This window comes from Bacillus sp. P4_D3 (assembly GCF_056401855.1).
Genome location: NZ_JBFUIN010001193.1, coordinates 1 through 697, shown reverse-complemented (window position 1 = coordinate 697; position 697 = coordinate 1). Strand labels below are relative to the sequence as shown.

Genomic DNA, 697 nt, shown 5'->3' with positions numbered 1-697 from the left:
ATATTGTTCAAGTGGAATGTATAACGCTGGATACACTGTTGGTAAAAAAGCTAACCATTTTTTTACTAGCGGATTTACACACAACGTTCCTTCATTTAATTGAACATGTTTGAGAAAATAATAAGTTCCAGCTTGCCTTATATACCATTTCCTATCTTCTTGTTTAAATTCTTTTAATAAACTCATAAATTCAGTAATTTGTTTTGTTTCTAATTCTAACCTTTTTATCGCTTCATTTTTTTCAACTATTTTTTCATTACATTTTTTTACTATGTCATCAAATTCTAAGCCATTAAAAATAGATCCAATTTCATTAACATGAAATCCCATTTGACGAAAACTTTTAATTGCTAAAAACACCCCAAAATCCTCATATGTATAAAATCTAACACGAGTATCTTTATCTTTTTGTGGTTTGAGGAAGCCTTTCTTTTCATAAAATCTTAAAGCATCTATCGAAACACCAAATTCCTTTCCTACTTCTCCTATTTTATATTTCCTCATACTTATCACCTTCAAATCTATAATTCCTTTTCAAATACCCTTATAGTGTAACAAGTTTTAAAAACAATTACTTAAAAAATACGCAACTACTTAGCTACTATGTATAAAGCAAAAATAAAAAGAGGTTTCACGTCAAGCGAAACCTCTTTTTATCTAATTGAACGTAATTTTGTATATTTAAAAAGTTATATGA

General features: G+C 27.4%; 1 protein-coding gene. It reads right to left on the bottom strand.

Going from position 1 to position 697, the window contains the following annotated elements; genetic code table 11:
- Nucleotides 1-504, bottom strand: a 504-nt coding sequence (locus AC1DTM_RS30200; protein ID WP_477001675.1) for a MerR family transcriptional regulator, incomplete at its 3' end; no start/stop codon positions are given.
- Between the last annotated feature and the right edge of the window lie 193 nt (nt 505-697).